The 25,918-nt window shown below is 41.0% G+C and carries 16 protein-coding genes; 3 read left to right on the forward strand and 13 right to left on the reverse strand.

The features are described from left to right. The 11 genes from ABLC00_RS01890 to ABLC00_RS01940 all read right to left on the reverse strand — a co-directional run bounded on the left by ABLC00_RS01890 (position 1) and on the right by ABLC00_RS01940 (position 14,736). Positions 1-1,812: a monovalent cation/H+ antiporter subunit D gene (locus ABLC00_RS01890; protein ID WP_002156993.1), complete on the reverse strand. Its 1,812-nt coding sequence runs from the start codon at positions 1,810-1,812 to the stop codon at positions 1-3. Then, complete coding sequence (locus ABLC00_RS01895; protein ID WP_000624229.1) at positions 1,812-2,180, reverse strand: Na+/H+ antiporter subunit C; 369 nt, start codon at positions 2,178-2,180, stop codon at positions 1,812-1,814. The genes ABLC00_RS01890 and ABLC00_RS01895 overlap by 1 nt, the downstream gene beginning before the upstream one ends. After that, complete coding sequence (locus ABLC00_RS01900) at positions 2,177-5,026, reverse strand: monovalent cation/H+ antiporter subunit A (protein ID WP_031952282.1); 2,850 nt, start codon at positions 5,024-5,026, stop codon at positions 2,177-2,179. The genes ABLC00_RS01895 and ABLC00_RS01900 overlap by 4 nt, the downstream gene beginning before the upstream one ends. 314 nt (positions 5,027-5,340) lie before the next feature. Continuing rightward, positions 5,341-6,723: an AAA family ATPase gene (locus tag ABLC00_RS01905; protein WP_006580954.1), complete on the reverse strand. Its 1,383-nt coding sequence runs from the start codon at positions 6,721-6,723 to the stop codon at positions 5,341-5,343. Between the two features lie 23 nt (positions 6,724-6,746). Further along, entirely contained in the window at positions 6,747-8,249 is a 1,503-nt protein-coding gene (locus ABLC00_RS01910) for a UvrD-helicase domain-containing protein (protein ID WP_002156955.1), read from the reverse strand. A gap of 9 nt (positions 8,250-8,258) precedes the next feature. Continuing rightward, positions 8,259-9,032: a bifunctional phosphoribosyl-AMP cyclohydrolase/phosphoribosyl-ATP diphosphatase HisIE gene (gene hisIE, locus ABLC00_RS01915; RefSeq protein ID WP_004710809.1), complete on the reverse strand. Its 774-nt coding sequence runs from the start codon at positions 9,030-9,032 to the stop codon at positions 8,259-8,261. Between the two features lie 153 nt (positions 9,033-9,185). After that, positions 9,186-10,499: an NAD(P)/FAD-dependent oxidoreductase gene (locus tag ABLC00_RS01920; protein ID WP_031952284.1), complete on the reverse strand. Its 1,314-nt coding sequence runs from the start codon at positions 10,497-10,499 to the stop codon at positions 9,186-9,188. A 121-nt stretch (positions 10,500-10,620) separates the two neighbouring features. Further along, positions 10,621-12,240 (reverse strand): AarF/ABC1/UbiB kinase family protein, encoded by a 1,620-nt coding sequence (locus ABLC00_RS01925; protein WP_004710805.1) that lies wholly within the window; start codon positions 12,238-12,240, stop codon positions 10,621-10,623. Between the two features lie 12 nt (positions 12,241-12,252). Further along, positions 12,253-12,921, reverse strand: coding sequence for an SCP2 domain-containing protein (locus tag ABLC00_RS01930; protein WP_031952286.1), 669 nt, complete (start codon positions 12,919-12,921; stop codon positions 12,253-12,255). Positions 12,922-12,932: 11 nt separating this feature from the next. Beyond that, entirely contained in the window at positions 12,933-13,880 is a 948-nt protein-coding gene (gene ubiE, locus ABLC00_RS01935; RefSeq protein ID WP_002156970.1) for a bifunctional demethylmenaquinone methyltransferase/2-methoxy-6-polyprenyl-1,4-benzoquinol methylase UbiE, read from the reverse strand. A 148-nt stretch (positions 13,881-14,028) separates the two neighbouring features. Further along, positions 14,029-14,736 carry a hypothetical protein gene (locus ABLC00_RS01940; protein ID WP_002157018.1) on the reverse strand — a complete coding sequence of 236 codons (708 nt, stop codon included), beginning with the start codon at positions 14,734-14,736 and terminating at the stop codon, positions 14,029-14,031. 209 nt (positions 14,737-14,945) lie between these two features. Between ABLC00_RS01940 and ABLC00_RS01945 the strand changes: the two genes are divergently transcribed. Beyond that, on the forward strand, positions 14,946-16,364 hold the full coding sequence (locus tag ABLC00_RS01945; protein WP_002157012.1) for a polyphosphate--AMP phosphotransferase: 1,419 nt from the start codon (positions 14,946-14,948) through the stop codon (positions 16,362-16,364). Between the two features lie 23 nt (positions 16,365-16,387). On the opposite strand, the gene ABLC00_RS01950 is transcribed toward ABLC00_RS01945, so the two are convergent. Then, entirely contained in the window at positions 16,388-17,707 is a 1,320-nt protein-coding gene (locus ABLC00_RS01950) for an MFS transporter (RefSeq protein ID WP_348941078.1), read from the reverse strand. A 179-nt stretch (positions 17,708-17,886) separates the two neighbouring features. Beyond that, positions 17,887-18,399 carry a hypothetical protein gene (locus ABLC00_RS01955; RefSeq protein WP_004710796.1) on the reverse strand — a complete coding sequence of 171 codons (513 nt, stop codon included), beginning with the start codon at positions 18,397-18,399 and terminating at the stop codon, positions 17,887-17,889. Positions 18,400-18,570: 171 nt separating this feature from the next. On the opposite strand from ABLC00_RS01955, the gene ABLC00_RS01960 reads away from it, so the two are divergent. Together ABLC00_RS01960 and ABLC00_RS01965 are read left to right on the forward strand one after the other, a co-directional pair. After that, the gene (locus ABLC00_RS01960) at positions 18,571-22,206 is read left to right on the forward strand and encodes an exodeoxyribonuclease V subunit gamma (protein WP_033846388.1); all 3,636 of its coding nucleotides are present in this window, start codon (positions 18,571-18,573) and stop codon (positions 22,204-22,206) included. Between the two features lie 3 nt (positions 22,207-22,209). Then, the gene (locus ABLC00_RS01965) at positions 22,210-25,908 is read left to right on the forward strand and encodes a UvrD-helicase domain-containing protein (RefSeq protein ID WP_033846389.1); all 3,699 of its coding nucleotides are present in this window, start codon (positions 22,210-22,212) and stop codon (positions 25,906-25,908) included. The last annotated feature ends 10 nt before the right edge of the window (positions 25,909-25,918 follow it).

Below are 25,918 nucleotides of genomic sequence, written 5' to 3' on the forward strand. Positions count from 1 at the left end.
TTATGGCTCCATAGGTTTCAGTTGACTTTCATCAGCAATGGTTGGGGTTTGCAATTTTTCTTGCTGCTGAATCTGGCGGTGTTTGTATTCGGAAATATGTACACCGTTGTATGTGTCTTTAGAAATAATGTCAGGTATCAGATAGGCATTATGATCTTCAACTTCTCCACCATATTTTGTTTCTGGTAAATAAGTTGAATCATAAGGCTGCACACTAATGATTTCGCCATTTTGATCAGTTTTAAGAATAGATTGCTGATATAAGGCGTGATTTTGAATTTGCTGAGCAGTGCTTGTGGTGTAGTGCAACACAGGTGAAGCAAATACGACATAAGCCACTAAACCTGCAAGCAAAATATAAATCACTGAATCATTACGTGGTGGTGCACGTTCAGGTAAAGCCCGATAAATAATATAAGCAGGATTGATCGGATCTTCTTCTGGTGCTGAGGCACGCCAGAATAAAATAAATCCGACACGTGTTAACGCAATAATGCTTAATAGACTGACCACAAGCACAATACCAATTACCCAGCCTTGATATGCTGTTTCAACAGTTGCTTGTAAAATAAACACCTTTCCAAAGAAGCCACTAAAAGGTGGTAAACCAGCGAGCATCATGGCAATTAAGAAATAAGTCAGCATGGCTGCTTTTTCTTGCTTAATTCTTGGTGCGATTTTTAAGTGATCTTTGAAATCACCGCGTTGCGAAGTCATCCAACCACAGAACAAGTAAAATGCAGCACCGATCAGTGTACTGTGGACTAAATAGAATAGTGCCCCTGACCACGCTTGCGTATTTGACATAGCAATTGCAGTCAATAATGTACCAATCGAAGACAGCACCATAAAACCAACAAAACGTCTAAGGCGATCTGCACCGATTGCTCCAACCACACCGTATAGAGACGTAATTAAGCCAATTGGAAGAAGCCAACTTTTAAAGATTTCTTGGCTAAGTACATCATTAAATACAGTTCCATTTACACGCAAAATGGCATAGATGCCCACTTTAGTCATAATGGTAAAGATCGCTGCGACAGGTGTACTTGCAACGGCATAAGTTTTTGGTAGCCAAAAACCCACTGGTAGCATGGCTGCTTTAATACCAAACACGACAAATAACAGTAGGGCACCAGCGACTGCTAATTTATGTTGATCTGCATCTAAAGTTGGTAAAAGGCGTGAAACGTCAGTCATATTTAGACTGCCTACACTGCCATAAATCATACCAAGGCCAATTAAGAATAGGGCAGAGGCTAAGAGATTGATAATGACATAGTGTACGCCAAGCTGAAAACGTGGTTTGCCTTGTCCATGCAACAGCAAAACATAGGACGCCATAAGCAAGATTTCAAAGAAAACGAACAGGTTGAATAAGTCACCTGTAAGAAATGCTCCGCATAGGCCCATTAAAAGAAAATGGAATATAGCGTGGAAATAGCGACCTCTCGTATCCCAATTCTCACTTGCATACCATAAAACCGGGACTGCTAAGGCATAGGTTAAAACCAGCATAAATGCTGAAAGTCGATCAAGTACCAGCACAATACCAAATGGTGCTGACCACTCGCTCAACTGGTAAACAGTAATTTGGCCTGTATTAGCAACAATCAGATAACTAACAGCAGTGACTAAACCTGCGATTGCTGAGAGCAAGCTAATGCCACGTCGCCAAGGTTGACGCCAGTCTTCTTTTAATGCACCAGCGCCAGGATTGCCTAGAAGCAGTAAAATAAAACCAGTAAATGCCGGGATGAGGATGCTGAAAATTGGTGTATTTGCTTGCCAAAAAGATAAAAAATCAAACATCACGGCTCATCCTCACGTGGGTCGTATGTTGGAGAAATATCTTCTTTTGCATCAACGTGGTCACTACCTGATTCATAACGGCTGCGTAAAGCCAGTTGCACAATAAACGCTGTGGTTGCGAAACCGATAACGATCGCAGTTAAAACAAGCGCTTGTGGAAGCGGATCTGTAATATTGGTAGTCTCCGTTAGGATAGCTGGCGAGCTGACTTGCAGACGGCCCATCGCAAACAAAAATAAGTTAACCGCATAACCTAGTACGGCTAAACCCAACACAACAGGAAAGGTACGCGCACGCAAAATAAGATAGATGCCTGTAGCAACAAGTAGCCCAATGGCAGAGGCCAGTAAGAATTCTAAACTGATCATGATGATTTCTCCCCATGAGGTACAGGACCAGACATACTCGAGTGGCGAGAGTCTCCTAATACAGAAATGAGTAGCATAGTGGCGCCTACCACGGTGATATACACACCCAAATCAAAGCTTGCTGCTGAAGCCAGATGTAGTTTTCCTAAAATTGGTAACTCAACATAGACATGAGCACTAGTTAAGAATGGACGTGCCCAGAACCATGCGGCAATGCCAGTAAGGCCTGCAATTGTTAATCCGGAACCAATCCAGATTTCGTAAAGACGACCGGATTGGGCTTTTAACATTTGTTCTGCTTGATCTTGACCTAAAGCAATGTATTGAATAATGAGTGCCATTGAGGTAATTAAACCTGCAATGAAGCCACCGCCAGGGTAGTTATGTCCGCGCATAAAGATATAGACACTTACCACCAGCGCTAAAGGTAACACCCAAGAGGCCGTAATACGGAACATAAGCGGAGATGGGTTAAAGCGGTAGGTGAGGCCTTGTGTCATGGTAGTACCGTGTACGCGCATGCCATCCATAAGACATAGCGCACCAATCGCAGCAATGCCTAATACGGTAATTTCACCAAAGGTATCGAAACCACGGAAGTCCACCAAAATAACATTCACGATGTTAGAACCACCGCCAAGTGGTAAAGATTGCTGAGCAAAGAACCATGAAATCGAATTATGGTCACGCGTTAAAATGAGCCACGTAATCCAGCCGATACCTAAGCCACCAATAATTGCTAAAAATGCATCTCTTAAACGTCTTGAGCGAGTAGATTCATAAGGTGTCAGCTGTGGTAGTAAAGACAAACTCATCAACAAAAGAACAGTCGTAACCACATCTACCGTAATTTGAGTAAGTGCTAAGTCAGGTGCAGACATCGTAACAAACACCATGGTCACCACGAGACCAATTGCACCGCTAATGAGTACAGCTTTGATGCGTTCATGGTGAAACCAGAGCATCATCCAGCAACCTGAGAATAAGGTTAGCCAAAGCACAACTGCAATCCATGGGGCATGAGTAAGCTCGCGTGTACCAGTGGTAAGCCCTTGATTGAGCAAAGGCATGGTCACCATGATGATGCTAAAAGCAATGATTAAAAACAGGTAGCTTTGCAAAGAACCATTTTCGGTTTTTTGTTTGATTTTTCGGCTCGTTAATAATAAATGCTTTAAGAATAAATCAAATAAAATACGGCCTTGTAAGCGACCGAGCCTTGGATCAAGATCGATCTTACGAATCATGCCATCTTTTGCTAGGGCAAAATAGAAAAGCGTACCTCCAGCCAAGGCAATAATACTCATGACTAATGGCGCATTGAATCCATGCCAAATTGCAAGATGAGTTCCTGCAAAATCAGGCTGCATAAGACTTGCGCGTGTCACACTGTTAACTAAAGGCTCGACCAGTAGGGCAGGGAAAATACCGACCAAAATACATAGTGCCGCGAGCAATATAGCTGGTGCTCTCATGCCGATAGGTGGCTCGTGGGCATTTTTATTTGGAACTTGTTTACCCAATGGGCCATCAAAAAATACGCCGTGAACTAACCGAATTGAATAACTCACTGCAAAAATACCGGCAAGGGTCGCAATAATACTGGCAAAAATAACAGCCGATCCTGAAAGGTTCGCTAACAGTTCGGTAAAGAACATTTCTTTAGAAATAAAGCCATTGGTAAGAGGAACACCTGCCATTGAGGCTGCAGTGATCATAGTGAGCGTTGCGGTAAACGGTAGTAGCTGCCAAACACCACTTAATTTTCTAAGATCACGTGTACCTGTTTCATGGTCAATAATCCCTGCAATCATAAACAGGGCAGCTTTAAAGGTTGCGTGGTTAATAATATGAAAAATTGCAGCGGCAACCGCTAAAGGTGAACCAATACCTAACAAGCAGACAATAAGACCTAAATGACTAATAGTGGAATAGGCTAATAATCCTTTTAAATCTTCTTTGAAGATAGCAAAGCATGCCGCCATACAAAGCGTGAATAGGCCGACAAACGTGACAATGTTGTGATAAAGCGCCGCACCAATAAAGATAGGTGCAAGACGTGCTAATAAGAAAATACCTGCCTTAACCATAGTGGCAGAGTGCAAATAGGCTGACACCGGGGTGGGTGCTGCCATTGCATTGGGTAACCAAAAATGAAAAGGGAACTGAGCACTTTTAGTAAAAGCACCAAGTAGGATAAGCAAAAGCATCGGAACAAAAAGATGATGACTTTGAATGAGCTCTTTCATTCCGACAATATCATTAATTTCATAAGTACCGGTGATTTGCCCTAATAAGACAAATCCACCTAGCATGGCGAGTCCACCCATTCCTGTAATGGTAAGTGCCATGCGCGAGCCACGTTGAGCAGCTTCGTAATGACTCCAGTAACCCACTAATAAGAAAGATGAAATACTGGTAAGTTCCCAAAACACTAATAAAATAATTAAATTGTTTGAAAGGGAAATACCCAGCATTGCTGCCATAAACAGCATGAGTAATAAATATAATTTACTTAATGAATTTTTAGGGCCTAAATAATAATAGGCATAAATATAAATGAGTGTACCGATACCGGTAATAAGAAGAGAAAATAATAAACCAAGGGCATCAAGTCTAAAGCTCAGATTAATTCCTAATTGCGGTAACCAATCCCAACTTTGTTGAATGCTTGCACCACCAAGCACAGTTTTAGCCTGAGTCAGTAATAAACCAAAACTGGTTAAACTGACTCCGATCGCCCCTAAAGCCGTTACTCCACGTGAAAACCGTTGAAGCAATGAAACAAGGGTGGTGCCTAATATTAACGGTAATAAGATAATTATCGGTAGCACACTCGTATCCATATATAATTTAGACCGAAGCCTAAAGGTGAAATTTTCATTTCAGAATAGATAGGAATTCAAAGAGATTTCCAAAGCTTATATTCTGAAAACCCGACCAAATTAGAAAAATAAAGCGAGAAACAAGTTGTATTGCGCAACTTGAATAATAAAAACGCAAAATGAAATTTATTGTACACTAAAAAATCATTAAAAATCTGATGTTATTACATGTGGTAACAACATCTAGTGATTTTTCAGCTCAAAAAACAGATTTCATCGTATATTTAGCGAATCCGGTTTTTATTATAAAAATTGAGCTATATGGATAATAACGTCTACAGAGATGAGGTTTCTTCCGAAGTATCTCCTGCATGAATCATACGTAATAATTCATTTTTTTGTTGTTCATTTAAGTTTTGAATTTGTTGGTACAAATTGTCGATCTGGGCTGTTGTAGGTTCAGTATCAGGTGGCAAAGTATCTATATGTGGTGCTAAAGCTTCATCTCGATGCAAGAGGGTATAAAGGTGTTCGAGCTGCTGCTGAGTCGTATTTAAATCAAGTTGACCTACTTTGCCATGTTCTAATTTAAAACATTGATAAGCAGTCGCATGCTCAAGTAATTCTTCACGGCTCCCAGTCACTATAATTTGTAAACGCGGAAATGCTTGATGAAGTCGATTTAAAATTTCTGAACAATGTTGAGCATCTAGTTGTGAATCGATCTGGTCAATTAATAAAATTCCTTCGCCTTCAAGGCAAGGATCTAAGCTGAGTGGGTTGAGCAAACAAAGTCTGCGTACAACATCCCCTACGAGTGCGATCCATGTTTTTGTGGTATTGGAAAGTTGTTGAAATGCTAAAGCTTCACCTTTGTAATGTACCATGAGTTGAAGCCGTGGATGATATTGTAGGTAAAGGTCTTCAAGTTCTGGAAATATAATCTTTAACGCTGATTTAAGCGCATATAGATTTGGTGAAGGAAGCTGTTTAGGTTGCCCTGCCAATTCGATTTGAAGCTGATGTAAAAGTTCTTCCTGATTTTGTGGATTAGATTGTTTTGAAATAATTCGTTGTACAACCTGCGCTGCTTGCGCATTTTCAATATCGCTAATTTCACGTAACCATTCAAAAAAGCGAGTAAAAGTTGTAAACGGGATTAAACTAATTTCATAAGCAGAAATAGACTGAGTAATACCTGGAAGGTTTTTATTGAGTAAATTTATATCGTTAACAAATCGTTCAGATGGGTAATAGGCAAGTAGAGGAAGTCCTTGAAGCGGGTCTTTTCTGGTGACTTGATGATAAAGCGTAACAGTTTGATCGAGCTGCTGAGTTTCAACTTGACTAATACCCACACCAGTTGCATTTAAGGTCTTAAATAGTTTCCAACTACAAACGGATGTGTCGGTTTGCTGTGCAGATGTAGTTTCAGGTAATTGCCCGAACTCTGAAGGAATATGGATACTCACTTCTATTTTAGATTGTAAACGAGAATGAGTAATGTCTTGATCGGGCATGACAACACCCGGAGTGCGGACATCTTTAAGACGCGCAGGAAACCACGTTAAAGCATGATAAATATGCTTAAGTAGCATACTTTTACCGGTTGCCTGCTCACCTAAAATTAAAGTAATCGGTTGCTTATCATATTGAAATTGGATCTTTAGGTCATGAAACAGAGCAACATGTTTAAATTGGATGGATTGAAGTCTCATAGGCTCACCTAATTATGAGCGCTTCAACCAACCGACTTACGAAGACTTAAAGGCGCCCTTACTTTTAATTGTTGTATCAGATCATAAAGATGATGGATGTTTAGACTTACTTTAGCACGAGTACAGGCCACGTAAAGTAATCTTAATTCCTCATCTGTAATCTTGTGTTCTAAACCATTAATTTTAAATTGATAATCATCTTCAATATGGACGCGGTTCCACTCTAGTCCTTTTGCTTTATGGGCAGTCGAGATGACATAGTCAGCTTGCTCAAGTGGGGTAATCTTTGCAAGTGCTTTTTTCAGTGGATCGGTACCGTGATCATCCACCAGTTTAACCAATGGTTTAATATCGCTTCCTTCATTGGTTTCGCAGTACTCATGAACATCATGCCATGAGTTAAACCATGCCAACTCAGGAACGTCAGTAACTCGTTTTCCTTGCTTCAAGAGACTTGCAGCATCTACAAAACGGTTTAGTTTTTGATGGTCAGCTTGCAAACTCACTTTATCGCCGTGAACTAAGCCTGCCAATAACAGCTCCATTGCGCGAGCATTAGTACGACATAAAATCGCATCACGCATTTTTGTATGCGGTTTATTGACTACGCTTGATTTTTGGTTCGGATTACCAAGTAAAGGAACTGTCTCATTTAAGCCACCTAATAACGCATTGGCAACATCGGCAATTGCCTCTCCAAAACGAAAAGAGGTCGTTAGGCGAGACTCTGGCAAAGGCAGTTGTTGCATGGCATTTACTGCACCACGCCACGCGTAGATTTGCTGGTGGGCATCACCTACATAAATAACCTGCGTACTTTTTTGACGTAGCAAAATACCCAACATTAAAGGGTCAGCATCTTGGGCTTCATCAAATAAGACATAATCTGCCGGAATGTTAGGTTCAGACAATGCCCAAAGCTTGAGATAAATATCATGACCAATTCCCGCTTGATGGTTTGGGTCGATGGACTCAAGCCAGCGGCGTTCAACAGCAGGGTAAAGGTGGGTCTGTAGCTCAGTAATATCGTCTGGATGTAACCAGTTTGGCGCCTGAATATGTCGAGGCGCTGGATATTGAGAACTGGTCGAACAGAAATAGCTTACTGCATTGGCGACAAGACTCGCTAATCGACTTGGCATTAAGACGTATTTTTCATAACGTCCACCCATCATGCGTCGTAAGGTAATCGGTTCTAGTCGATATTCTTTGGCAATAAAACTTGGACTTAAGCGAGGTAAGCGTAATTTATCAGTCACACCACGTGGCACACTACGAAACGCGAGTGAGTGAAAAGTACGGCAGTCTACATTGCGATGAAATTTGTTCTGAGCTTCGCCTGCAATGGCTTTGTTAAATGCCAAATACATTCCACGCCGTTCAGGCATGGCATCACTAATCATTTGTAAGGTAGTAGTTTTACCTGTACCCGCATAGGCAATCACTTTAAATGATTGCCCAAGACGTGCGTTATCTATGGCAATTGCTTGCTCATAGGTGGCTTTAGGTTTTTCGATATTCGACACTGAGTGATTTTAAACCTTATTGCGGTTAGCTTTTTCAACTAAACCAGATAAACCCTGACGACGAGCTAATTCGTCAATAATAAGCTGTGGATTAAGATCGAAATAACCCAACATGACAATGCTATGGAACCACAAATCGGCAGTTTCATAAATCAAGTCATTTAAATTGCTTTCTGTATTTTGAGCAGCGTAGTCTTTTGCAGCAATAATAGTTTCTACGCTTTCTTCGCCAACTTTTTCTAAAATTTTATTGATGCCTTTTTTGTAGAGGCTTGCCACATATGAAGTGTCTGCTTCTGCTTGCTTACGCTCTTGCATCAATTGCCCTAAGTGAGCGAGTACATCCACTTGTTCAGTCGTGTGAGCATGATCGTGACTTTCAGTTTTAGCTTTGTCACCATAAATTGCAGTAGGGTCTTTTAATTGTGCATCGACAATTTCCCAGCCCTGTGGGGTAAGTTTACGGTAGAAACAAGACTCACGACCTGTATGGCACGCGATACCGCCGTGTTGCTCAACTTGTAATACGATTACATCACCATCGCAGTCCAGACGAATTTCATAAACTGTTTGGAAATGGCCTGATTCTTCACCCTTGTGCCAAAGTTTTTGGCGAGAGCGAGAGAAATACACAGCCTGGTTTTTTTCTGCTGTGAGCGCAAGTGCTTCACGGTTCATCCACGCTACCATCAAAATACGTCCGGTTTGATGATGTTGAGCAATGGCAGGGATAAGACCTTGTTCGTTAAATTTTACTTCATCGAGCCATTGCGTGTTATTCATGAGGAATCACCAAAGAAATATGAACTATAAATTGATTTCAGTCAGATGCTAAAAATAGCTTGTATAGTGTACGGCATCAAAGCCACTTTGCGGAAAAATTCTTTGTCCTTTTTGTCTCTCCCAGCGTAATGAGGAGCTTGTGCTCGGCTACTTTTAAAAATCAGTCAGAGATTCACTTTTTAAATTAAAAGCACTACTTTCTTTAGGTAGTTGAGCTACTTGTTCATAATCAAGATGTCTAAATGGCCCTGTCTTTAAACCTGAAATTGTGATGGCCATTTCTTTTCGAAAATAAGGAATTTGATACATCCAAGGGAAAACTAGATCTCTTAAACTTCCCGCCCACCAATGGTCAGATTGATATAGTGGTGTTAGTAAGCGACTAAGAAATTGATAAAACTGGATGGATGAACGGCGAAGCTGGTGATAATGCTGCCAGAGCAAGGACCAATCAATATTCTGGTTTTTTTGAGCTTGCCGCAATGATTGAGAAAAAGCCCAAGCATCTAATAATGCCATATTCGCACCTTGTCCTAACTGAGGACTCATTGCATGAGCTGCATCTCCAATTACCCCAATTCGACCTTGACCAAATTGGGTCATGACGACATCACGATAGTTTGCAGATAACCATTTAGGCTGAGTTTGACTGTTATACAAAATTTCTTTGAGCCACTCTGCAACATTGGGCCAACGCTCAGAGACTTGCTTTAACCAGGCTTGTTTCGCCTGCTCATCTTGCAAAAAGTTTTGTAATTGTGTGGTAGGTAAGCTCCAAAATATACTCGAAAGGCGCTGTTGAGGTTCGGTTGGAATAGCTCCTGTAGGAAGAATTCCCATCATAATTTTCGAGCGATCATAAAATTGATGCAGAATTTCAGAATCGAGTACTTTACACTCAGGCACGATACTCCATGCCGCACCCCATGGATAAGCTTGATCAACTTTTACCCATGCTTTAGGGCGTAATTGACTACGAGCACCATTGGCAATGAGTAGGCCATCAAAACAAGCATCAAACTTTTGGTTTTGATGACTGCCGAATAGCCGAACCTCTTCGTTATGTTCTTCAAATTTTTCAACAGAATGGTTCATATGCCAAGTAATCTGGCTTGAATACTCGCTAAGCTTTTGAGTAAGTACATGACACAAAGTGGCACGGTGTATACCTAAACCATAAAGATTTGCTGATGCTTCGTGATAGTGACTGTTAACTAAAAGACGCTTGTCCGGAAGTTGTCCTTCTAGGCCTGTGACTCTTGCACCTAATGTTAAGGCTTTGTCGAGTACACCTAAATGTTGAAATACAGCTAAGCCCGCGGGTTGTAGTAATAACCCAGCTCCTACCGGGGATAACTCATCAACTTGTTCAAAAATAGTAACGTTGTTGCCTTCACGGGCGAGCAAAATTGCGGCGGCTAAACCTGCCGTGCCTGCACCAACAATGGCAAAATGAGGTGTTTTCATTGTTTGTTCTTTTCAAGCATTTACAGCTTCAATTTAGCAATGAACGAATAAACGATCTATATTTTTTTAAAATTAAAGTTTAGGCATAAAAAAATCCCTTGCGAGGCAAGGGATTTAGAATTTATTTCAACACACGCCAAAGCGCTATTAAACTACTCAGCACAATTAAAATAATGGAAACAAACCAAGGGCTAATAATGGCAATGGTTAGTAAAATCAGCATGGTACTGCCAAACATCCAGCTACGACGCTGTTGATGTTCCATTTGCAAACGAAGTTGCTGAATTTCACGTAACTGACGGTCCTGCCAAGCAGATTGGTTCTTTAAACCATTTAAGCTATCAATAATTAAGCTTGGGAAATCTTGAGCGCCTAAAAGCAGGTCAGGTAATTGCTGGCCAAGTTCTTTTACATTTTTGACTGGGTTCATGTTGGACTTAACCCATTCTGTCAAAATAGGTTTTGCCAATTTCCAGATGTCGAGTTGCGGATAAAGGTCCGTACCTAAGCCTTCTACATGCACTAAAGTTTTGAGCAGCAGCATGAGCTGTGGTGGAATCTCAAGATGGAAGCGACGGGCAATGTCCATCACTTGAATTAAGATACCTGCAAAATCAAGTTGATCCATAGGTTTAGAAACCATTGGCCCAACAGTACGGCGCATCTCACGTGCTAAAGCGTCTTGATCGGTACCCGGTGGAATCCAGCCAGCTTGATGCACAATTTGAATAAGCTGCATAAAGTTGCTATTCATTACGGCAAGCAACATGCGGGCAACCGTCATTTGGTCATGCTTAGAAAGCTCACCCATGATCGCACAATCCAGTGCAATAAAGCGTGGATTGCTTGGATTGATAGTTTCTACAAAGACATTGCCGGGGTGCATGTCGGCATGGAAAAAGTTATCGCGGAATACTTGCGTAAAGAAAATCGTTAAGCCTTTTTCTGCAAGTTGTGCGCGGTCCATGCCTAAACGGTCAAAGGTTGCCGTGTCTGAAATAGGCACACCAGTAATACGTTCAGCCACCATAACATCTTTGGTGTCCATGTAGACTTCTGGCACATACATCATGGTTGAGCCAGTAAAGTAATGGCGCATACGACGAGTGTTATCTGCCTCAATACTCAAGTCCAGCTCATTTAAAATGATCTGGCGGTAGTCTTGAATAATTTCAGATAAATGTAATGCACGAGCAGCTTCAAGGCGGCTTTCTAGTGTATTTCCTAGCCATGCCAAAATTTCAAAGTCTTGTAAAATCTGGCTACGAATATCTGGACGAGTGACTTTAACAACAACTTCTCGGCCATCATGTAGTGCCGCTGTATGAACTTGTGCAATTGAGGCAGCAGCAAGGGGTTGGTCATCAAAGCGAGCAAATAGTGTATTTACGTCTGCTTTTAAAGAGTCTTGAATACGTTGTTTGGCAACATTGCTATCAAAAGGTTTCACCTGATCTTGAAGTAAAACCAATTGAGCGAGTATTTCAGGTGGAATCAAATCACGTCGAGTTGACAGTAACTGCCCAAGCTTAATTGCAAGTGGTCCCATGTCTTCTAAAGCTTCTTTAAGCTTTAAAGGATTCTTGCGCTCACGACTCGACCATGCTGCCGGATGCATCTTAATAATATTTAATGCATGTTTAGCTTTAACTGGTAGTTCATCCGCAGGGAACAACGTATCGAGTCTATAGTGCGCTGCAATACGCCAAAGTTCGAGTAAACGTGAAACGTGCGGAATCATATACGGTCTTACCTAGTCTTGAGTGGGTTGTAGTTGTGCATTGAGCTGCTGTAATTTAGCTTCTAGACGGTCAATATCTTGATTAAGCTTACGCGTAGCTTGATTTAAATCGTCCATTTCCCAACGTGGGGCAAATAAACCACTGTCTTCTTTTAAAGCATCTTCAGCGAAAAATAGATGGCTTTGAAGAGAGCGTTTTAGATGCTTGGGTGCAAGTTGAATCTTACCAATTTCATGAGCGAGTTGAGGGCCAACCCATTTTGATAAATGCGCAGCTAAATCAGGTTCAGCCTGCTGCATAATTTTTTGAATATCCTGTAATAGATGATAGTCACCTTGTAGCGGGATATTACCAATCTGGTCGGGATCGCTCACCAATAGTTTGATGAGTTCAACAACATCTTTGATATGTAAAGTAGCTGTTGCTTCAGAAATTTTAAATTGCGGATCAAAAGGGCGTTGTTCAAAAATAGAAGGTTTTTCGCTGTGCCCAGTTGCAGTAGGTTCAAGACGTACTTTTTCTTGGTCAAAGAATACATCGACAGAAAGCTGCGGGCTATCGATGACAACACGCAACATTTTGCCCTGTAACTGATTGAGCTGAATGCGGGTTAATGCATCCAGATCGATCAGATGATGAATGATACGTTCGACTGCACCGAGTGCTAGAATCGACCACATATCGCTATCCCTTACAGTTTGAAACCGCGGTGAACAGCAACAATACCGCCAGTCAGGTTGTGATAGTCACAGTTCTGGAAGCCGGCATTTTCCATCATGCCTTTTAAGGTACGTTGGTCTGGATGCATACGAATTGATTCAGCCAAATATTTATAACTTTCTGAGTCATTGGCAACCAATTTACCCATAATCGGTAAAGCGGTGAATGAGTAGAGGTCATAAAGTTTTGAAAAAGGCTCAAATACTGGTTTAGAAAACTCAAGAATCAGTAAACGACCACCTGGTTTAAGTACACGGAACATAGAGGCAAGCGCAGCATCTTTATCCGTTACGTTGCGTAGACCAAAGCTAATGGTAACAAGGTCAAAGCTGTTATCTGCAAAAGGTTCTAAAGTTTCAGCATTGGCAAGTACGAAATCGACATTGGTACAGCCTGCATCAATCAGACGGTCACGGCCAACATTCAGCATAGATTCGTTAATGTCTGAAAGTACCACATGACCTTGAGGACCAACTTCACGGCTAAATACTTTTGCTAAGTCGCCTGTACCACCAGCAATGTCTAACACGTGTTGACCACGGCGAACACCAGACATGTTAATTGCAAAGCGTTTCCATAAACGGTGAATACCAAATGACATCAAGTCATTCATAAGGTCATATTTGCTTGCAACCGAGTGGAAAACTTCAGCAACTTTTTGAGCTTTATCTTCGGTTCGAACTGTTGAGTAACCAAAGTGAGTTGTTTCACCAACGTTGCCAGTGTTGCCTGCACCACGTGGTAAATTGTATTTTGGTACAGAACCGCTAACAGGTGTATCTGTTAAGGTTTGCTGTAAAGTTTGTTGTTGCCCTTGAGGGGTACCTTGCGGTAAAGGTGAGCTTAGGAATGGGCTAACTTTGTCTGAACTTTGTGCCTGCTCAGTTGGAGATGTTGGCTTTTGGTTTTCGTTAGACATATTGTCTCTCCTAGACTCAAACTCAAGTGAAACGGAATAAGTTCTGCATGATGACAGATTTTGTCTATTTTTACAGGCATCATCATGCAAATATAATGAATAAAATCTCAACTTCGCGAGGTTGAGTTTTTTCTATGTGCCGACCTTATCACACTCTAAACGGATTCGGATGTCCTGAATGTACTTTTTCAACAATCTGACGTTCTTTTTCCGTAAAAGTCTTAATAAAAGCCTCTGCTGATTTTAATGGTTTCATTGCGGTAAAACCATCTTGAATAAAATCATACATCAATTCGAAGTGATATTTTTGTGCAATACCTTTACACATTTTAAAAGCAGTGAACATCATAAATGAACGCATGTATTTATCGAGTGCTATCCCTAAGTCATCAAGAAGGGCAAGCTGCTGGTAACGGGCTTCGGCCTGATCAAGCTTGATTAAGGTTAAACGCATGATCTCATCAGTGAGTACTGTATCTGCTGGATAGTCTTCAAGAAGCTGCATGGCCACTTGTTCATCAAGTTGCGTGGCAAGTACAGCCAAACTTACCGACTTTGTTCCTGTTTTAATTGCGTTTTCAGGTAGGACTTTTTCTGCTTTATGGGCATATTTCAATAGTCGTTCAATTTGTGCAGCAAGCGCATCAAACTCTGGGCCGCCATATAAACGGTTTAAAAAATACTCTGACATGAGCTTGTGCTCTGGCAGATTAAAAAAGTCGTGATGCGTTTCTTTCATCCGCTCTTTTAACCATGTTTGTACATCTTGCAAACGCTGGGCAAGCACTGGATTATCGTGATAATTAAATGTTTTATATTGTTGTAAAAGATCATCAAAAGCAGCGAGTTTAGACATTTAAGGCTCTAATATTGGGCTATTTGCAAAAAATCATAAAAGGCATTGTAACCTTCTACTATGGCGAGTAGATGTAAAAAAAATGATTTATGCGTCAATTTTTAGACAGAATTTTGCTGCAATGACATAATTTGTATAGCAATTCATCATCTAAGCGCATAAGTTAAATAACAACGAAATTAAACAATAAAAGATTAGAGCAGTGGACTATGAGTGAACAACAACCAAAATTTGAAATTCGAGATGAAGAACAGCTTTCGGTCGATTTGATTGAAGCACAATATGCTTTAAAAGATAGTCGCGGTAAAAAAAATGCTAAAAGTACGCTCATTTTAATGAGTGGTATCGAACTGGCCGGAAAAGGTGAGGCTGTTAAACAGCTTCGAGAATGGTTAGATCCGAGATATCTAAGGGTAAAAGCAGATGCACCGCGTGTGCTGACAGATACAGAAGCTTTTTGGCAGTCATATTCAGAGTTTATTCCGACTGAAGGCCAAATTGTGGTGATGTTTGGCAATTGGTATAGCGACTTGTTGGTTACCGCGACGCATGTGTCAGAGCCTTTGGATGAGGCACGTTTTGATGCATATGTGGAAAATATGCGTTCATTTGAACAAGACCTAAAAAATAATTATGTCGATGTTATTAAAGTCTGGTTTGATCTTTCTTGGAAATCATTGCAAAAACGTTTAGATAAAATAGACCCTTCTGAACAACATTGGCATAAACTCCACGGCCTAGACTGGCGTAATAAAAAACAATATGACACTTTGCAAAAGTTACGCCGCCGCTTCACTGACGATTGGTACATTATTGATGGGGAAGATGAAAAACAGCGCGATCAATTTTTTGCTCAGTATCTTTTACAACATATGCGTCAGCTACCTGAACATGAAAGTGAAGTCAAAGGGAAATGGCAGCAGGCCAAGATTCCCGAGAGTTTATTAAAACCTGCTCAAGAACAGCTTGATAAAGCTGAGTACAAAAAAGAGCTCGATAAACTCAGCAAAAAAATTGCCGATACCATGCGTTTTGATAAACGTAATTTTGTGATTGCTTTTGAAGGAATGGATGCTTCGGGCAAAGGGGGTGCCATTAAGCGCATTGTCAAAAATCTAGACCCACGTGAATATGATATTCATTGTATTGGAGCACCTGAACGTTTCGAAGCAAGGCATCCTTATTTGTGGCGTTTTTGGAACCGCATTAATGAAGCCGAAAAAATTACGATTTTTGACCGTACTTGGTATGGCCGAGTGCTAGTAGAACGTGTTGAAGGTTTTGCGTCACCTTTGGAATGGCAAAGAGCATACGACGAAATTAATCGCTTTGAAAAAGACTTATTTGATAGCCAAACTATTGTGGTAAAAATTTGGCTAGCGATTAGTAAAGATGAGCAAGAACAACGTTTTAAAGCCAGAGAAGAGACACCGCATAAACGCTTTAAAATTACCGCAGAAGACTGGCGTAATCGTGACAAATGGGATGATTATTTAAAAGCAGCAGCAGATATGTTTGAACGAACCAGTACCGAATATGCTCCTTGGCATATTGTTGCCACTGATGATAAATATACTGCGCGTTTAGAAGTGTTAAGAGCGATTTTAAAACAGTTAAAGGCAGACTAACGTCTCCTTTAACTGTTTGAATATTATTGAACTGTTGGTTGTACAAATTGATCCTCAATTGAAGAGGATTTTGTAGCAAGAGTTTGTCGATTGCGAAATACAATAAGCGTTGCAATCAAACTGATGATTGCGGCAAACATTAACCAGAAAGCAGGCATACTTTTGCTGCCAGATTCTTGTACAAGATATGTGGCAATCATAGGTGTTAACCCACCAAATATAGAAGTGGCAAGACTATACGCTACAGAAAAACCAGCAATTCTTACAGAGCTTGGCATCATTTCAGTTAGGGAAACGACCAATGCGCCGTTATAGAAACTATAGAGCAGAGATAGCCATAGTAGTGAAAGTAACATGTGTGCCAAACTAATGTTTTGAGTTAGCCAACTTAATAAAGGATAGGCACTTACAAAAATTAAAATGGTTGTGGTGATTAATAATGGCTTTCGGCCAATTTTATCTGATAAATAACCACCTATAGGTAATAAAATAAAATTACTTGCTCCCACCATCACTGTTGCAAATAAGCTTTCTGTGCTTGTTAAGTGTAGGACTTCTTTTCCATAAGTTGGGGTGTAAACTGTAATGAAATAGAACATGGTTGTAGTTGTTGCAACCATACACATTCCAACGACTACAATTTTCCAATTCGCTGCAAGCGTTGACATAATTTGTTTAGTTGTTGGATGCTCTTTTCGAGAGGCAAAAGCTTCGGTTTCGGCTAAAGATTTACGTAACCAGAATATAAACGGAATAATTGCACAACCGACAAAAAATGGAATACGCCAAGCCCAAGCATCAACTTGTGCTTTCGTAAAGGCTAGACTGACTAAATAGCCTAATGTGGCAGCAAAAATTACAGCAACTTGTTGGTTGGCAGATTGCCAACTGGTAATAAAACCACGGTTATGTGGTTCCGCAATTTCAGATAAGTAAACCGAAACACCACCTAACTCAACGCCAGCTGAAAAACCTTGGGCTAAACGGCCAACAAATATTAAGACAGTGGCTGCAAAGCCGATAGTGGCATATCCAGGTGTTAGTGCAATTAACAATGAGCCAATTGCCATAATACTTAAGGTGACCATCAGTCCTTTCCGGCGTCCAATTCGATCGACATATGGACCTAAGACGAGTGCGCCAATTGGACGCATTAAAAAACTAACGGCAAATACCAAAAAAGTTTTCATTAGTGCGCCATAGCTGCTATCAGAATGGAAAAAAGTTTCACCTATCGCTTTTGCATACAGACCGAAGAGAAAAAAGTCATATTGTTCTAGGAAGTTGCCACTGGTCACATTAAAAATGGCACGTAAACGGGATGTTGATTGTCCATATTCCACAATGGCTCTCCGTATTTCATTTGGCATTGTAAACTGAATAATAGACTTTTAAACTTTAGTAAAACTTAAAAAAATAAGTGAAGATTAAAGTTTTTAATATATCTTTTGTTTTATTGTGTAAATTTTAAAAGTAAAAAATAAGGCACAGTCATGTGCCTTAAAATTATGATAGGACTATATTAATGCTCAAGTACTGTTGAGTTGCGTCCTTTTTGTTGGATACGTTTAGCAAGATTGTAGCTGTCATTTAAGTGAGTTTGGGCTATTTTTTTCATCATAAAATAACCTAAACTTGCTGCAACAATTTGTCCGCCTAACGGAATAAATTTCGTCACTTGTTTCGTTACGATTTTGCCAAAGAAACCGTTAAAAGTTTTTTTAACGGTTGTACGCGCGACCACAAAACCTGAAAATTGAAAGCCACGTTTACGCAATTCATCCCAATGAATGGTTTTTGTTTTTGGATCATAGACGCTGACATGTTCAGGCGCTAAACCAAAACGGGAATTAATATCGGGAATAAGCTGTGACAAAATTCCCAAATCTACTACCACGTCAAAAAAAGGAATGGGTACAATTGCTGCACCAGCAGAGACGTAAGCTCTTTTTTGAATGAGATCGTGGCACTCATCGCGAATTTGTTCCAGATTTAGGCTAGGATCAATATAGTCAGGAATGTTATCAATTTTCATAATGTTTTACCTGTAATGTGTTCCTTAAAGGTGCCTTGCCAACATAAGGTAAGTGACACCTAAAATGAGATTATGCTGTGTTTAAACCAACGTGACATAGTCAGATTCAGTTGTATAGTAATGAATGTTTATGATTTTGTGCATAAATTATGCGAGTAGGATATGAAATAAATGGGCATCCATGTTATTCAAAGTCAACGTATTGATGTGTTGTTGCAGGGCGTACTAGCATCTACGTCCCAACCTTCAACGCATCCATTACAGGTTTTGAAAGCCCAGCATTTTATTGTGCCAAGTCCTGCCATAGAGCAATGGCTGATACAAAAACTTGCAGAACAACAAGGAATGAGCGCCAACTACCAGTTCCACCAACGTGTGCGCGGGTTTCAGTGGTATGCCTATCAACAGGTCCTCACGGCGCATAAGGAACAGGTTCGTAAGGCCAATATTCCACGCTTGATTTTTAAATGGCGTGTACATCAAGCCTTACAAGAATTTATTCAGCCTGATGAGATCAGTATAGATGGCTCTCATCCACTGCATTCTATTGTTCAACGTATTTATGACAGCGCAGATCGACTCGAACAAGGGATTGAGAAGCAGCTAAAAAAACAAAAAATGTTGTATTGGGTTGCCGAGCAGGTTGCCGATTTATTTAGTAACTACATGGTCTATCGGGGACAGTGCCAGCGGGGTTGTGAAAATACCTGTACTTGTCCAAATAACTGGTTAGCAGCGTGGGGTCAAGGTCGATCACTTGATATCGAAAAGTATATTGCGAAGAAAGATAAAGAAGTTTCGGCATTTACTTTACAGCAAACACAAGAGTTAGAGCGTTGGCAGCGCTGGTTATGGCAGCAGCATTTTCATGATGATTTTATGCAAATGCAGCAAATTGATGAGTTGTTTTGGCAAGAGTTAGAGCATCCTGAGCGCCAGAAGAAGGCATTGGCTCGTTTGCCGGAGCAAATAGTCATTTTTACTTTGCTAGACTTACCGCCTAGCCAGCTTCAGTTTTTGCGCCGTTTAGGGCAATACATTGATGTGTTGATTTTGCACTATAACCCTTCGCAAGAATATTGGGCCGATAGTGTCGACCCACTCTGGAAACAGCGCTATGACTTAGGGGTAAAAGAGCGTTTTATAGCAAAGAATCCCCAAGCGACCGATGCGGAAATTGCCGATTTTTTTAATAAATTTACGCTTAACTTTAATGCTGAGGCGCGTGAGTCAAGACATCCACTATTAACCAGATTAGGGAAACAAGCCCGCGACCACTTCTCCTTACTCTCAAACTTGTCTACAGGTGAAGAGGGTAAGTGGGTGGATGCCTTTGTAGATGATTTTCCTGAAAGTTTACTTGGTAAAGTTCAGTCAGATATTTTGCACTTGGTGGAGCCCCAAGCCAAGCAATATGAGCTTGCCCCTAACGATGACTCAATTCAGATTCATGTTTGCCACTCGACATTACGGCAACTTGAAGTATTGAAAGAACAATTGATTGGCTGGTTGGCAAAACCGCACGAACAGCCGCGTCGTCCAAATGATATTTTGGTTTTGGTTCCTAATTTGGCTGAGGTAGAGCCTTTAATACGAAGTGTTTTTCCTGCTACAGCGACTGAGCAAGGCGTGCATTTGCCTGTCAAAATAGCAGGTGTTGCCTCACTTGATGCACTCAATGCATGGCGTGCCGTAATTGGCCGAATTAACCTCATGCAAGGGCGATTTGGCTTTGATGACTTTGCTGACTGGCTTGGTTTGCATGCGACACAGCAGCGTTATGCACTTGAATATGCTCAAGTAGAACGAATTTTAAACTTACTTGCCGATGCAGGGTTTAAACGTGGGCTTGATGCAGAGCATCTGAAACGTAGCTTATGTGACGGCGATGATGATTATCGATATAGCTTTAAATTTGCTTTAGAGCGGTTAGCGCTCGGTATAGCAATTCCTGAACACGCTACATTTAATCAGGTGCTGAGTTACGCTAAGGTCCAACCGAGTGATTTTGAGCTTATTGGTACGCTCATTCAGATTTATCAAGATTTAAATGAACGCCGTGACTGGCTCATTATGCATGAGCAGAAAAAGAGTTATACGGTGGAATACTGGCTACAAATACTCTCGCAAGATATTATCGAGTTTGAGCAGGCCGGTGTGGCTGCTTTAAAAACTGCGCGGGAAATTGTAAAAAAACAAGAGCGTATGTTAACGCTTGCAAGCTACTATGCCGAGACAGAAACAGGCGCCTTACGTAAAATCACCTTGCCTTTGCCTTATATTCTGGATGAGATTCAGCGAACTTTAGAAAATCAGACAGCCCAAGCTGAACCGACCGGACAGATTACCTTTGCCCAGATTGGACAAATTCGTCCTTTGCCTTATCGCTTAATTGTGATGTTGAACCTTGATGCAGGGCAGTTTCCAAACCGTGATACCCACGTGCCATTTGATTTGATGGATGCATTACGTCAACAACTAGGTGACCGTTCCCGTCTTGAGGATGATCAAGGTGCTTTCTTGGATGCCTTACTTTTAGCTCAAGAAAACTTATGGCTGTTTTATAACGGTTTTGATGTTAATGACGGTGAGGTGAGAGATCCTTCTAGTATTCTTCAAGAGTTCCGTGAGCATCTTGCGCTTATTGTAAAACCGGAGCCAAATGCACCTGACCGTGAAGTGATTGAAGGCATTGAAATTCCGTCTCAATTAAAACAGCTCTATCACTTACATTATTTACAGCCGTTTGACCCGAAGGGTTTTATGGCCGAGAAAAGTTATATTCGCTACCAAGATCACTGGTTTAATGTGGCGATGCAAATTCAGCAAGCTTCTGGTGTTCTTAAGCCTTGGGCAAATACATCTTATCCTTTAGAAATACCTGACATGCTGGTTTTAGACAGCCATCAGTGGATACAAGATGTGACTTTCCCGGCACGTCTATATTTAAAAACTTTAGGCGTAGAAAACTTGGGAAGTGTTGGGGAGCTAGATCAGAATGAACCTCTGCTTTTAGATGGTTTGGGCCGCTATACCATTCGACATTTTTTGCAACAAAATGAACAGCAGGCACAGCCAGAAGCTCTACTTGATCAGTTGCCTGTAGGCAAAGTTCAGTACAGTGCTTGGCAACAGGGCATTTTTGAACAAGAGTGTTTGCTTGAGCGTCTTCATCACTATGCGTCAGCCGTGACTCAAACCACGCAGCGTGTGTGGCGAATTGCCAAACAGCTTCATATGAATATTACGGTGCCAAAATCTGAAACTCAAGATTGGGTCAGCATGGAAGCATCAAGTGCCCGAGCAAAAAGACGTGCAAAAGTCTGGTTAGAGTACCTGCTTTGGTTGGCCTATTTAAATGAAGGAAGTGCAGGAGCTGAAAGACGCCGTATTGTGGTTTTTAGTGATCAAACTGTCATCTGTAAAGGTATTAGTTCGGTGCAAGCTCGGCAGTATTTACAACCGTGGTTTAAAATCTGGCGTTATGCTCAACAGCAGCCACTCGTGTTACCAGCGGCTTTATTATTAAAGCCACTTGAAAAAGCTAAGGCATATCAGTGGGAAACAACAAATCCCACAGAAAAAATAAAACTCGATGAGAAGAGCTATGTGGAGCTGTTAAAATACTGGAATGAAACAGGGTCATTTACTTCTATCGATATGACACAAAATGAAGCGTGCAAGTTACATCAAGACTGGCGTTTCATTTTGCAAGAACAAGATGCACAAGCATTACTTCAACATGCTTGTGATGAGTTTGCTTATGACCTGTATCATCCGGTTTTTCAATTTCAACATTCGGAGTAAGGCATGAACTCAAGAGTACAGGTGTCTTATCAACCTATTATTGATATTGAATTTAGTGGACTGCATTTAATTGAGGCTTCGGCGGGTACCGGGAAAACCTATACACTGTCGAGTTTAATGGTCCGTATTTTTCTTGAGAAATATTTACCGGGCCAAGTTATTGCAACAACATTCACCCGTGCTGCCGCTGCCGAGTTAAAAAGCCGAATTCGTGCGCGTTTGGTCGAAACCTACCGTTACTTAGATGCCAAGCGGAGCTTGACTGAAAAAGAGATCCTTTTACAGGCTGAGCAAGAATCTGATTTATTACTGCAACATGTTCTCAAGCATTTTGCGACACGTATTGCCTATGCCTGTGAGCGTTTAAAGCTCGTCATCGATCAGCTAGATGAGCTATTTGTCGGAACACTCGATAGCTTTAGCCAAAAGCTATTACGTGAGTTTGCTTTTGAGAGCGGCAAAATTGAACGTGCTCAAATTACCGATGATGCCAAAACCTATAGCCGACAACTGATTCATGATGTTTTACGTGAATGGATACAGTCTCAGCCTCAAACCGTGATTGATGCGTTGTATCTGGCAGGTGAGTTAAAAAGTGTCGACAGTTTTGTCAAACTGGTCGAAGACTCACTGAATTTTAGTTCGGCTCATTTTAAACTTCCCGAAAAGCCTACCATTCAGTTTGAACAGCTTGCTCAGCTCAAACAGTTGGCAGCAGAAATTGATATCAGTCTTCTAGAACCGTATTACTCGCTTGATGGCGAACACTATAAACATGTAAGCGGTACAATATTTCGTAATGGGGCATTTAATAAGTTATTTAGTGAATGTTTGCCACAGTTATTACAAGTTTTAAAGCAAAGCGACAGTATTTTAGTTTTTGATGGGTCTTTAGCAGTACAACGGGAACTCGTTTTTAAGTTTTTAGGCCAACTTGCCGATCAGAAAATTTTCAAGAAATGTCCTGCCGAAATTTCGGATGGATTTTATCAGCATCCTTGTATTCAGCAGATTCAGCAGTTGTTTGGTGTGCTGAAAAACTATGCTGAACAGTTCGATCAGCTTGATATTTATTTAAAAGCTTATTTGTGTGTAGAGGTTAAAAAACGTTTACCACAGGTTTTACAAAACAAGGGCGAGACGACTTTTTCTCAGCAAATTCGCACTTTGTCAGAAGCTTTAAAGGGTGAGCAGGGGCAACGTTTCGCCGTATTTGTGCAGGCTCGATACCCCTTAATTTTGGTTGATGAGTTTCAAGACACCAACCAAGACCAAGATGACATGCTCGCCAGCATTTGGCGTCATCCAGAACGTTACCAAAAAGGTTGCATGATTATGGTGGGGGACCGTAAGCAGGCAATTTACGGTTTCCGTGGTGGGGATATGCTCACCTTTTTAAATGCCTACAAAGATATTCAGGCAAAGCATGGCCGTGAATATAAGTTAATTCATAACCACCGTTCAGTCGCTGACTTGGTTGAAGTGGTTGATGCGTTATTTCAAAGGCAAATCGACTTTGGTGAACAGGTTCAATATGATCCGATTCGTGCAGGGACTCGACCTCACCCAGTTTTAATCGATCAAAATCAGCCTAACCCGTACCCTTTACGTTGGCTCATGCTAAAAGACAAGGAAACGGAGGCACAGCAAGTTGCGTGGAAAATACGTGATTTACTCAATCAGTCACATGCTGGACAACTTTATTTTCAAAAAGATGCGCAGACTCAAACCTTAAATGAAGATGATATTGCGGTCTTGTCTCGTAATCATGATGGCCTTGATAAAGTTCAATTTGAATTAGAACGTTTAGGAATACGAGTTAACCGGCCATCAAAACGAAGTGTTTTTGATTGCACTATTGCTCAGGATGTTGGGGCCTTACTCACAGCGATACTCCATCCTTACGATGAGGCCAAAGTAAAACGAGCTTTGATTAGCCGTTTATTTGCTATGGACCTTAAACAGCTGTTGCAACTCGAACAAACGGCCGAAGGTTTAAGCCAGTTTATGACGGGTTTTGATGCTATTCGTGAGCTTTGGTCAGCTCAGGGCTTTTTAGTAGCATGGCAGCAATGTTTAAACCAATTTGGCATTTGGAAAAATCTGGTTGCTGTCCAGAGTAAAGATAATGAGCGGGTTGTGGTGAACTTGCGTCATTTGACCGAAATTTTGAGCCAACATAGCGAGAAATATCAGGGTGCGCAAAATCTCTATCATTGGTATCTCAAGCAACTACAGTCACCGCTTGACCGTGAATGGGAGTTAGAACGTAGGTTGTCGAGTGAAGCTGGCGTACAGCTCATGACCATTCACCAGTCAAAAGGTCTTGAGTTTAAAATTGTCTTTTTGCTCGGGGCCGACAAGCCATTTCGGGAAAATAACAAGACACTTAACTTCTCGACCCAAGATATAACGGTTCCAGAGTCGGCTCAAACTCTAACACAACGTGTCGTTGCGATTGCCGATAAAACATATTTAAACGAAACCGAGCTGAAGCAGCATGAAGAACGGGCTTTAGCGGAACAAAATCGTCTATGGTACGTTGCTTTAACCCGGGCAAGTCATCGTGTTTATGCGCTCTTACAAGATACGGATGGCAAGTCTGTTTCAGGTTTGGCATTTTGGAAAAACAGAGCTGAACCATTCCAGCACCGTTGTTGTACCGATGAAATAATTTTGGAGCAACCACCTGCTGCAAGGCATTTAAATCAAAACATCAATATTATTGAGATACAGGCACAGCATTTTCCTGATCAGCGCTTTTATTCAAGAGGCAAAACCAGTTTTAGTTATCTGGCACAGCATTTAAGACATAAAGTAGGTACAGATTTACTTGCGAGCCAGAGCCATGAAGCTGTTTTAGCCGAGGATGAACTCGATCAGGTTATTTCTGTTGAGGCGCCCGCAGCACAGCCAATTAGCTGGATCAAAAGCAATTTTCCGAGAGGGACGCTCGCAGGTAATTTCTTACATGAAATTTTTGAACATATTGATTTTCAATGTTCAGATGAGTGGGTAAGTGAAATACGCCGTCGTTTTAAAAATGACTACAGTAGTTTGTGGCAAGATTTATTAATCAAATACCAAGAAAGCTTTCCCGAAGAACAAGAAGCGGAATATTCGCTTTATCACGCTGTGGCCGAATGGTTGCAAGAGATTCTAAGTACGCCGTTATATCAAGGTTTTCGTTTAAATCAGTTACAGCCAGAGCACTATTTATCAGAGTGTCCTTTTTATTTAGCACTGTCAGATCGTGTGCTAGCCATGAAACGTATTCATCAACTTTTTGCTGAATATGGTATGGAAATGCCAGAGTTATTAGAGGCTCGTTCTGCTCGCTATTTAAATGGTTCGATAGACTTGGTTTATTTTGATGGGCAGCGTTATCACATTGCTGACTATAAGAGTAACTACTTAGGTGAAAACCTTGCCGATTACAGTGTAGAAAGCATTGCACAAAGTATGTCTTTAGCCAGCTATTGGCTACAAGCAGGCCTGTATTTGGTTGCGTTACATCGTTATTTAAAAGTCAAAATGCAGAATTATGATATTGAACAACACTTAGGTGGGGCAACTTATCTTTACTTACGCGGTATGAATGGCGAAGCTGAGCAAGGCTATTATTATTGGCAGCCAAGTACAGAATTTGTTCTACGCCTTGATGCTATTTTAGGGTACTTTGCTGAGGATAAAATTGCATAAAAAATGCTGA

Origin of the sequence: Acinetobacter nosocomialis (assembly GCF_041021905.1) — a bacterium.
Taxonomy (GTDB): Bacteria; Pseudomonadota; Gammaproteobacteria; order Pseudomonadales; family Moraxellaceae; genus Acinetobacter; species Acinetobacter nosocomialis.

Coding starts and splice junctions, on each gene's coding strand:
- ABLC00_RS01955 (WP_004710796.1), bottom strand. CDS start 18,399: ATGAAAATTGATAACATTCCTGACTATATTGATCCTAGCCTAAATCTG.
- ubiE (WP_002156970.1), bottom strand. CDS start 13,880: ATGTCTAACGAAAACCAAAAGCCAACATCTCCAACTGAGCAGGCACAA.
- ABLC00_RS01900 (WP_031952282.1), bottom strand. CDS start 5,026: ATGGATACGAGTGTGCTACCGATAATTATCTTATTACCGTTAATATTA.
- ABLC00_RS01940 (WP_002157018.1), bottom strand. CDS start 14,736: ATGTCTAAACTCGCTGCTTTTGATGATCTTTTACAACAATATAAAACA.
- ABLC00_RS01945 (WP_002157012.1), top strand. CDS start 14,946: ATGAGTGAACAACAACCAAAATTTGAAATTCGAGATGAAGAACAGCTT.
- ABLC00_RS01960 (WP_033846388.1), top strand. CDS start 18,571: ATGGGCATCCATGTTATTCAAAGTCAACGTATTGATGTGTTGTTGCAG.
- ABLC00_RS01965 (WP_033846389.1), top strand. CDS start 22,210: ATGAACTCAAGAGTACAGGTGTCTTATCAACCTATTATTGATATTGAA.
- ABLC00_RS01905 (WP_006580954.1), bottom strand. CDS start 6,723: ATGAGACTTCAATCCATCCAATTTAAACATGTTGCTCTGTTTCATGAC.
- ABLC00_RS01890 (WP_002156993.1), bottom strand. CDS start 1,812: ATGTTTGATTTTTTATCTTTTTGGCAAGCAAATACACCAATTTTCAGC.
- ABLC00_RS01925 (WP_004710805.1), bottom strand. CDS start 12,240: ATGATTCCGCACGTTTCACGTTTACTCGAACTTTGGCGTATTGCAGCG.
- ABLC00_RS01895 (WP_000624229.1), bottom strand. CDS start 2,180: ATGATCAGTTTAGAATTCTTACTGGCCTCTGCCATTGGGCTACTTGTT.
- hisIE (WP_004710809.1), bottom strand. CDS start 9,032: ATGAATAACACGCAATGGCTCGATGAAGTAAAATTTAACGAACAAGGT.
- ABLC00_RS01920 (WP_031952284.1), bottom strand. CDS start 10,499: ATGAAAACACCTCATTTTGCCATTGTTGGTGCAGGCACGGCAGGTTTA.
- ABLC00_RS01930 (WP_031952286.1), bottom strand. CDS start 12,921: ATGTGGTCGATTCTAGCACTCGGTGCAGTCGAACGTATCATTCATCAT.